General features: G+C 60.0%; 7 protein-coding genes and 1 pseudogene. 3 read left to right on the forward strand and 5 right to left on the reverse strand.

The window, feature by feature from the left end:
* Positions 1–202 precede the first annotated feature (202 nt).
* A complete protein-coding gene (locus tag CRI94_RS16985) occupies positions 203–1,492 on the forward strand; it encodes a citrate/2-methylcitrate synthase (protein ID WP_098079078.1) in 1,290 nt (429 codons plus the stop codon).
* Here CRI94_RS16985 and CRI94_RS16990 read toward each other — a convergent pair.
* The 3 genes from CRI94_RS16990 to CRI94_RS17000 all read right to left on the reverse strand — a co-directional run bounded on the left by CRI94_RS16990 (position 1,466) and on the right by CRI94_RS17000 (position 5,733).
* Complete coding sequence (locus tag CRI94_RS16990; RefSeq protein ID WP_098079081.1) at positions 1,466–2,845, reverse strand: ammonium transporter; 1,380 nt, start codon at positions 2,843–2,845, stop codon at positions 1,466–1,468. The genes CRI94_RS16985 and CRI94_RS16990 overlap by 27 nt on opposite strands.
* A gap of 510 nt (positions 2,846–3,355) precedes the next feature.
* Positions 3,356–4,249, reverse strand: a complete 894-nt coding sequence (locus CRI94_RS16995; protein WP_098079085.1) for a 1,4-dihydroxy-2-naphthoyl-CoA synthase — start codon at positions 4,247–4,249, stop codon at positions 3,356–3,358.
* Between the two features lie 368 nt (positions 4,250–4,617).
* Positions 4,618–5,733, reverse strand: a complete 1,116-nt coding sequence (locus tag CRI94_RS17000; protein ID WP_143815470.1) for a glycoside hydrolase family 113 — start codon at positions 5,731–5,733, stop codon at positions 4,618–4,620.
* Between the two features lie 229 nt (positions 5,734–5,962).
* Here CRI94_RS17000 and lhgO point away from each other — a divergent pair, with 229 nt between their 5' ends.
* Positions 5,963–7,186: an L-2-hydroxyglutarate oxidase gene (gene lhgO / locus CRI94_RS17005; RefSeq protein ID WP_098079093.1), complete on the forward strand. Its 1,224-nt coding sequence runs from the start codon at positions 5,963–5,965 to the stop codon at positions 7,184–7,186.
* A 719-nt stretch (positions 7,187–7,905) separates the two neighbouring features.
* On the opposite strand, the gene CRI94_RS17010 is transcribed toward lhgO, so the two are convergent.
* Positions 7,906–8,859 (reverse strand): helix-turn-helix transcriptional regulator, encoded by a 954-nt coding sequence (locus CRI94_RS17010; RefSeq protein WP_179862381.1) that lies wholly within the window; start codon positions 8,857–8,859, stop codon positions 7,906–7,908.
* Positions 8,860–9,320: 461 nt separating this feature from the next.
* On the opposite strand from CRI94_RS17010, the gene CRI94_RS17015 reads away from it, so the two are divergent.
* Entirely contained in the window at positions 9,321–9,704 is a 384-nt protein-coding gene (locus CRI94_RS17015) for a DUF779 domain-containing protein (protein ID WP_098079099.1), read from the forward strand.
* 50 nt (positions 9,705–9,754) lie between these two features.
* Here the strand turns inward: CRI94_RS17015 and CRI94_RS18110 are convergent.
* A pseudogene (locus CRI94_RS18110) lies at positions 9,755–9,859 on the reverse strand (IS110 family transposase); the annotation flags it as partial.

Here is a 9,859-nt window from a genome sequence, read left to right on the forward strand (position 1 = left end):
GTTTCTTTACCGCCCGGCACATCGCTTTCACGATGGTCGGGCGTTGCCGTATGCTGCGTATGCGGACGCCGCTGCGCCACCTGATCACCTCAGCAATTCACGAAACGAAATTCAGGAGGGCTCGTGAACGCCTCTGTTCTTGTTGACACCGACGCGTCAACATATTCAACATTGATCTTGCATTGATCAATTTATCACGTTCATGAGTGAGCCGTCGTACCTGAATGCCGATGAAGCCGCGAACCGTCTCGGCATCACCAAGAACACACTGTATGCTTACGTGAGTCGAGGACTCGTCCGGTCGGAGCCCGGCCCCGGTCGGACCCGCCGGTACGACGAACGAGACATTCTCCGCCTTGCCAGCGGTTCATCCCGTACATCCGCTTCCCGAGTGAATGGACGGAGCTCGGCTAATGGTCGCTTCTTGACTCAGCTTGCGACCATCGACACAGGGCGACTTTACTACCGGGGCCAGGATGCCTGTCGCCTGGCCCGCTCTCACGACTTCGACGACGCGGTCCGACTCTTCTGGGAGCACGAGGAAACACCTTCGGGCGACGGCATTCCGGGACTTGTCCCATCTTCGGAGCGGGACGTAGCCTCAACCATTTCTCCAGATGTCTATCTGATGGCCCCCCTACTCTCGGGCCTTTCGCCGCTTGCCCGGATGCAAAGCCTGCTGGCAATCGTGCAGGACGACGACCCGCGGGCGTTCGACCTGTCCCCGGCTGGAAGCGTCCGCTCGGGCCGCCGAGTTGTTGCAACGCTCGCCGCGGCAGCAACCGGAAGCGACGCTGTTCCCCGGGCTGACCACGTGCCTCACATTCTCTGTTCGCGCTGGGACCTGACGTCGACTGCAGCGCTTCGCACGCTCCAGGCCGCCCTCGTCGTCAGCATGGCCCATCCGCCCTCCACCGTTACGCTGGCTGCCCGAAGTGCAGCCGCGTCTGGTGCCTCGCCATACGGTGCGGTATGCGCGGGCCTCGCTGCCCTCAGCGGGCGAGAGGAAACCGGCGAAGTCCGTCGTGTCGAAGCGCTCTTTCGCGAAGCTGGCACGCCTCACCGACTGGCCGAAACGATCGCCGATCGCCAGCAGCGGGGAGACGACGTGCCCGGCTTCGGTCATCCGCGGTACCTAAGTGGAGACCCGCGTGCTCGCGTCATTCACCGCATGCTACGTTCGCACTATGCCTCGACCGAAGGCGCAGCGTTCACCGTGGCGGCCGACCAGACCGGTCCCGACCTCGTCGGCCAGGCGCCCTCCCTCGTTCTGGCACTCGTCGCTCTCGCACGTGCGCTCGAGCTGCCAGAGAATGCGCCTCAGGTAATTATCGCAGTGGCCCGCTCGGTGCACTGGATCGGGCACGCGATGGAGGAGTACGCGGCCTCATCCCCGCTGCCTGTTGGCGCGACGTACGCGGGTCCGCCCCCTGCGTCGGAGACAGAGGACGAACCGCGCGACGCCTCATCGACGATTGCCACCGCGGAGTGAGGCCGCGGCTTCGGCGGAGGCGCCGTCCCCCTCGACGCCCGATCGCGCGATGAACTCGGGATACGCCCGCACGTCGTGCTCGTGCAGGTCCAGCCCTTTGTCCTCCAGTTCGCCGTTGATGCGCAACCCGATCACACGATCGAGGCTGTAGAAGAGCGCATAGCTCACCGGGAACGTCCAGGCGAATGCTGCAGCGATCCCGACCACCTGCACGCCGACCTGGGCGACGCTAAAACCGCCGGCGGCGAATACTCCGGCAGCGAGCGTTCCCCACGCACCGCACACACCGTGGACGGCGACGGCACCGACGGGGTCGTCGATGATTTTCTCCAGAGCATCTGTTGCGAACACGACGATCATACCGGCGACACCGCCAGTGAGGATCGCAAAGCCCGGCGTCATGGACGCGCAGCCGGCCGTGATTCCGACGAGTCCACCGAGCACGCCATTCAGCGTCATCGTGGCGTCCGGCGTACCGCTTCGAACCCAGGTCGTCGCCATGGCCAAAACAGCACCCGCACCCGCAGCGAGGAACGTATTCATCGCGATCAACGCGATGTCTGTCGAGCCGGCTGTCGTCGAGCCGGCGTTGAAGCCGAACCAGCCCAGCCAGAGGATGAAAACGCCGAGCGCGGCCAGGGGCAGACTATGACCGGGAATCGCGCGGGGTGTACCGTCCGGAGCATATTTCCCCACCCGCGGACCCATGACTAGCGCTCCGGCCAGCGCCGCCCATCCACCGACGGAGTGCACCACCGTGGAGCCGGCGAAGTCGATGAAGCCGAGGCTTTCCAGCCAACCGCCCCCGTTGAACAGGCCGCCCCAGGCCCACGAACCGAACACCGGATAGATGAGACCTGTGATTGCGATGGAAAAGACAAGGTAGCCGTTAAACTTGATGCGTTCGGCGACGGCTCCCGAGACGATCGTCGCGGCGGTCGCAGCGAAGACAGCCTGGAAGAAGTAGAACGCATACGTCCAGCTCTCCGGCTGCTCCTCGATGCCCGTCAGGAAAAAGCCGTCCGTGCCAATGAAGCCGTTCCAGCTGCTTCCGAACATGACGCCGAACCCGACCACGAAAAACACGAGCGCCCCGGCCGACGCGTCCATGACGTTCTTCATGATGATGTTGACCGCATTTTTCGCCCGCGTAAACCCCGTCTCCAGAAGAGCGAATCCAGCCTGCATAAAGAACACAAGCGCTGCAGCAAGAATCGTCCAAACGTAGTTGAGGTTAAGTTGGACGGCCTCCGCGGCAGCCGTCGCGGTTTGTTGGGGCTCGGCAGCAGCTATTGTCGGAAGTAAAAGAAGCAAGAAGGTGACACAGGCGGCCAGCAAAAAACGAGACGTCATCAGGAATTGAGGGCAGTGGCAGTCAATGAAAAAGACCCGGAACCGCAGTTATCGGAGCAAATAACTCGCCCCACCGCAATTTTTCCGGTCAATCGATAATCACACGCCACACTTTAGCCCATATTACCCCAAACATCAAATTACTTATCCAAGAAAGCGCTTTCACCAAAACTATTTGTGTCAAGACACGAATCCTCCTTAATAACTGAAGCACCCTCGACCACGATGGTCGGGGTGCTCCAAATCTTTTCGTCTCGATCGCGTCGACCGGGCATGCAAACATTCAGCGAGGCGGTCACGACACGCTAGATCACGAAATGTTCACAGTCCAGGCGGATGTATCCCCACCAATCGCCTGCTCGTTGTCGACTGAAGAGTGCTATCGTCGCGCATGAGACGAGCGATGCAGACGCCAGACAATGTCCGAACGCGCCATCGCTGTGAGACCGTCAAATGCAGTCGAACTTAGCCCTTCGAACTTAGCCCTTCGCATTTAGCCCTTCGCACTTCTTAATAGTGATACGGGAAGTCGTCCCAGTCCGCATCTCGCTTCTCGAGAAAAGCGTCGCGCCCCTCCTGAGCCTCGTCCGTTCCGTAGGCGAGCCGCGTCGCTTCACCGGCAAAGATCTGCTGCCCGACCATCCCGTCGTCGACCATGTTGAAGGCATACTTCAGCATGCGCATCGCCGTCGGGCTCTTCTGGTTGATCATCGCTGCCCAATCCAGGGCGACGGTCTCCAGATCCTCGTGAGGAATCACGTCATTCACCATGCCCATGTCGTGCGCCTCCTGCGCAGAGTAGTTCTTCCCGAGAAAAAAGATCTCGCGGGCTTTCTTCTGCCCAACCTGGCGGGCGAGGAGCGCCGACCCAAATCCGCCATCAAAGCTGGCCACGTCCGGGTCCGTCTGCTTGAAAATGGCGTGCTCCTCGCTGGCAAGGGTCATGTCGCAGACCACGTGCAGACTGTGGCCGCCCCCCACCGCCCAGCCCGGCACGACAGCAATAACGACTTTCGGCATGAACCGGATCAGGCGCTGCACCTCGAGAATGTGCAGCCGGCCCAGTTTCGCCGGGTCGCGTTCGCCTTCGTCATCGGCGTACTCGTACCCGTCGCGACCGCGAATCCGCTGGTCTCCGCCGGACGAGAACGCCCATTTCCCGTGCTTTTCCGAGGGTCCATTGCCGGTGAGCAACACGCAGCCAACATCCGACGTCTGCCGGGCGTGATCGAGCGCGCGATACAACTCGTCGACCGTCTGAGGGCGGAAGGCATTCAACACGTCGGGACGGTCGAAGGCGATGCGCACCGTGCCGTGCTCCTTCGCGCGGTGATACGTGATGTCGGAAAAATCAAAGCCTTCGACAGGCGTCCAGGCGTTGGAGTCGAAAATATCAGAGACCACGGTGTTCGGGAGTCGATCGTTGGGATGAATAAGACTGCGATATGCAACGTACCGCCCGCACCAACTACATGAAAGTCGCAGTGACGTTGATGCGTTCAAACGTTGAGGCGTCAACGAGCCCAATCATTCAAAAGCAATAAGTACAGTGCCTCAGAACCTGGTATGTTGATATCCCCTCATGAGAGGGTCACCTTCCTGATCCCATCGGGATGGACCCGAGGCCGCTCTGATGGGAGGCAGGACGTGCGGCCAAAACCTTCAGCCCCTATGCCCGAGGCCGTTGATTTTTATCGATGAGCCCGTCGATCAGGTTGTCAACCTCACATACTCTCACACCCTCACACATCCATACTTCCAAACGTCCACACTTAACCAGCGGCGCCAAAGCCCTGTCGAAGAATAGCCGCAGCCGGTTTATTCTGCGGAGTGAATCCCGTCGGTCGTTTGCTTTCGGGTTCCGGGTGCCATTTCCAGACGATCGCCCCGCCCAACCAGTTCGCAGAGCCGAGTGCCTGAAAGAATGCGCGATAGCATCGGGCCTGCATCGCGGGATCCGGCTCGACCTTTTCCCCGTCTTCCGGCCAGCGCCATGGCGCCCTCGCAGCATCCGGATCACTTCGATACCCTAGCTCCGTGAAGAGCAGAGGTCTGCCCGTCGCGCGATGTATCGCTTCCAGCTGATGGGCATGCCGATCCCACCCAGCCTGCAGTTGCTCAACGGTTACCGAATCCCCACGCGTTGAATCGTGAACGAGCGGGAAGTACGCCTGCACGCCGACGTAGTCCAGCGCATCCCAGAATTCAATTTGCCGAAGGTCTTCACTCCAGTTGGCGGCGTACGTGAGCTTTCCGTCATACACCGACCGGACCTCCGCGATGAGTGACCGCCAGAACGCGGGACGCTCCCGCACGGCGCGATTGAGTTCGCACCCAATGACCAGGGCGCGTGCATCGACCTCCTCGGCCAGCCGGGCATAGTACAGCATGAATTCGCGGTACTCCACCTCCCACGACGCCCAATCGCCCTCCGCGTCGAACCCGATCGCGTCCCGCTCCTGCCCGTCGGCGCTGTAATGCCCGATCCAGATGTGCGGTTTGAGGATCACGCCCAGATCGCGCGCCGCGGCTCGAGAGGCAAGGTCGCGAATGCCTCGCGTGCTCTCGCTGTACCATCCTCCATCGGTATGGCGTCGGATTGCCGGTGTGTGCGGCGTCTCCTGGAACCCGAACGGGATGAGCGTGATGTCGCTCGCACCCAGGGATGCGATCGCGTCAAGAACGTCATCGGACGGGCGGTCGCGTGCGTCGAGCGTCACCGCACGGATGTCGAACGTCGCCGCCGGGACATCGCTGACCTCCGCCGACGCTGTCCCAGGCTCTTCCGACGACTCCGGTCTGTCCGTGCATGCAATGCCGAAAACGAGGCCAAGGAGGAATGCAAGAGCGCCCAACAGCAGACGGCGCCTCGGAATGGATAGCCTCATGATGGAAGCGGAAAGTTTAGAAATGAGACAAAGAGGACCGTCCGCGTGCCGTTCAGGACAGGCAAACACCCACAATTTAGCTAAAATTAGCGCATTTGTGGCAAACAAGTGGGATCGATGAACGGCCCTGATTTCATTCAACGCGTGTGCTTCATCGAAAGACTCCGTGTCCCCAGCGCGATCTGCGGGTCACGTAGCCGGATTTCTCATCACGAACTCGCCCGATATTATGCCAACCTACGACATCGCCATCATTGGCGGAGGGATCGTCGGTCTTGCGACGGCCTACCGGCTGACGCAAACCCACCCGGATCGCTCCGTCGTGGTGATCGAGAAGGAGGAACGGGTTGCTTTCCATCAAACAGGTCGTAACTCGGGCGTGGTTCACTCCGGCGTCTTTTACACGCCGGGATCGCTGAAGGCGGAAAACTGTCGTGAGGGCAAGCGGGCGCTCGTAGAGTTCTGCGAGCGGGAAGGCGTAGACGTCGACATGTGCGGAAAGGTCGTCGTCGCCGTCACGGAAGACGAGGTCCCGGAGCTCAACCGGATCGAAGAGAAAGGGCGCCAGAACCAGGTAGAGGCGCGCCGTATCGGTCCGGACGAACTGCGTGAACTGGAACCGCACACGCGCGGGGTTGCTGCACTTCACGTGCCGGGAGCAGGCATCGTCGACTACACGGGGATGACGGAAGCACTGGCCCGCTGCGCGACGCGACATGGCTACGACGTAAAAACGAATGCGGCCGTTACGGATCTGCATACCGAACGGGACCACGTAACGGTCACCACGACGGCCGGCGATGTCAAAGCGCGACACGTCGTGAACTGCGCAGGACTTTACGCGGACAAGATCGCCGAAATGAGCGGCCAGACGCCTGCGGCGAAGGTCGTTCCGTTCCGCGGTGAATACTACGAACTGGTGCCGGAGCGCCGTCATCTCTGCCGCAACCTGATCTATCCGGTGCCAGACCCGGCCTTCCCGTTCCTCGGCGTCCACTTCACCCGCATGGTTGACGGCAGCGTCGAATGCGGACCGAGTGCCGTACTCGCCTTCGCGCGCGAAGGGTACAAGTTCTGGGATGTCCACTGGCCGGAGCTCATCGATACGGTGACGTACCCCGGCTTCTTGAAGCTGAGTACGAAGCACTGGCGGAAAGGCATCCACGAACTCGTGCAGTCGCTCAGCAAGAAGGTCTACGTCAAAGCCGCGCAACACCTCGTCCCGGAGGTCACCGCCGAGGACTTCGTACCATCCCCGTCTGGCGTACGGGCGCAGGCGCTCCGCCCGAACGGCGAGCTGGTCGACGACTTCCTCATTCAGGAAACCGACCGTGTCGTGAACGTCATCAATGCTGCCTCCCCGGCCGCGACGGCCTCCCTGAACATCGGTCGCTTGATCGTGCAGAATTACCTCGACAAGCGGCTGGCGACCACGCAGGTTCGAGCCGCATAGCCTCACCCTATCAAGGGGCGCGGCAACAGTGTCATCAATTGCAGGCGTAAAAAAATTGCAGGCGTAAAAACGGACCGCCCGGCACAAAGCTGGACGGTCCGTTTTTCGTTGCATTAGACGCAGACGGGATAAGGGGAGCGGCCCCCCACGCCTAACCCCACTCACCCCGTCTGCCATCGTCCCTCCGCGAGCAACCTGACGGCCACATCGCGCGAGGGCGAATGAAGACATCGACAACCTCAGATCGGAAGTCGTTATTCAATTCGTTCTGCCAGCAGAGACGGGCGCCGCACTCACGCGAACGCGTGACGTAGGCGGACGATGGCGAACGTCCCACAATCCGCGCCCCCGCTACAACTTGGGCAGGTAGACGCTTGCCCCCGATCATCTGACGCCTGATATCATACCGGCTGATACCCCCAATTGCAAGTCTCTGTTACGTAAAAGGACCATATTTTCAGTAGGAAAAGAACCCGATCACGAATGGGTTGACAATTGTATATTTGGATCAACCCTGGATCTATAAACGGATGCAACCAGCCAGGTAATCGGTGCCTGTATCGTGCGATGAGCGGACTGGCACCCTGTTATAACGAACCGAACGCCTTCGCATGGCTCGCTTTCTGCCCGGAGAGTCGCATCCTAAAGTGACGGACCGCGCATCTGGCCAAAACTACAATCAGCTCTCCGCGACATGAATCGGTCCCGACCGAGCGAAGCTACCGATTCGACAGTTGAAACTGCTTGGGCGTGGTCCCGACGTGCTCCTTGAAGGTGTTGATGAAGTAGCTGACACTCGAGAAGCCGATGTCGTGACTGACCTCACCGACGGACCGAGACCCGCTGAGAAGGAGTTCACAGGCGCGCTTCATGCGTTCCTTTGTTAGGAACTGGAGCGGCGTCATTCCGAGCTCGTTTCGGAAGTAGCGATAGAAGCTCGATTCACTCATGCACGCTTTTTCGGCGAGTTCGCTCACCGTTAGCGGCTGGTCGAGATGCTTGCGCGCGTACTGAATGGCGGCCGCCAGCCCATTTTCCGGGAGCTGTCGATCAACCGGTCCCATCAGCAGATGACGCGACTCCGTCTGTAGCAGGCGAACGACGAGCTCCGTCGCGTTCAGGTCGATGAGCATGTCGCGGTGGGGTACGTCTTCGGTAAAAAGCTGGACGAGCGACTGCAGGACCCGCTCGATACCGGCGTCATTCCTCAGGTGGCAATGGTTCAGCCGGTCGACCTCCCACGGTCCCGACTCGGGGGACCGCGGCATCTCTTCATTCAGGCGAGCGACCATGTCATCCACTTTATCACTGTCGATCTCCAGCGTGATGCACCGGGTCGGCTCGCGGTCGGCTTCCGGGAAGTCGATATAAATCGTTTCGAGAGGTGGGACGACCAGTGATTCTCCCGGAAGAAACTCAAAGGGTTCACGATCGGGGTCCGTGAGATGAATCACCTTTTTGCCCGTAATCATCCCGCAGTAAAGCGGGTTGGCGGATCGAAGGGCAACGCGTTGAGCCTGCTGGACCGTATCGTACACGGAGAATTGCATGTCCTCCCCGCCGTACGATGTTCGATTTTCGACGAGCGTATCCGGAGGATCGTTGTGGGACGCGCGACGGTCCGATCGGTCGAGCGTCCAGGGAAGGGTTGAGACGAGAGGAGCGTTCGGCATAACAACGGCGAGGTCGGTAACGCAAAGGAACGGAAAGGCGTCCGCCGATGGTGGAGGCATCAACGAAGCAAAAAGCGCAGGACGGAACGAAACCGAGATGCGGGTTGAACCGCCGAACTAGAGGGCAAGAGTGTGGTACCGACCTGGACTGGGCAACATAATATTCATAAATGAAGGAATCGAATCATTTTTTGATAGAATTGAAAAAATTCAGAAGAGACCTACTTCGTAGCGTACCGGATGCGCCTCTGGCACGGACGCCGTTGCGTCTCAGGATGACTCCGTGTATCGGTGAACGCTTCCCATCATCAATATCCACGTGCATCGGGGACGATGGGATCAATGATCGCGACGTGCGGCGTTTAGCTTTCTACACGAAACGCTCAAACGGCCACGAGTCAAGACCGCCTGGCCTCCCGTGCCCCTGTCGCTCTACCTTTTGCATCTATCTGCACGAGACTATGGAATACACTGTCCCTCGCGTCACGATTACCGACGAAGCAAAAGAGATCATTGACCAGCTCCGGGAGCGGCACGGCGACCTCATGTTTCACCAGAGCGGCGGATGCTGCGATGGGTCGTCACCCATGTGCTTCGAAGACGGGGATTTCCGGCTCGGGCGGAGCGACGTTAAACTCGGCGAGATCTACGATTGCCCATTCTACATGGCAAAGGACCAGTTCGAGTACTGGAAGCACATGCAACTCACGCTTGATGTCAAGGACGGCCGCGGCGCGAGCTTCTCCCTCGAAATCCCGACGGGCAAACGATTCGTCATCAAATCCCGCCTCTTCAGCGAGGAAGAGCTCCAGGTCCTACAGCCCGTCGAGTCCGTGGACGCGTGACGCTTGACGCGGTGTGGAAGTGTTTAGGTATGGAGCAACTGTCTTAAAGATCAAGAGGTGAGGCCGTGATAATCTGGATTCCACGGCTCTTGTTCGCGCATGATGGCATTGAGCCAGACGAGCAGTTTGCGCATGCAGGCGACGAGGGCGACCTT

Origin of the sequence: Longibacter salinarum (assembly GCF_002554795.1) — a bacterium.
In the GTDB taxonomy this organism is placed as follows: domain Bacteria; phylum Bacteroidota; class Rhodothermia; order Rhodothermales; family Salinibacteraceae; genus Longibacter; species Longibacter salinarum.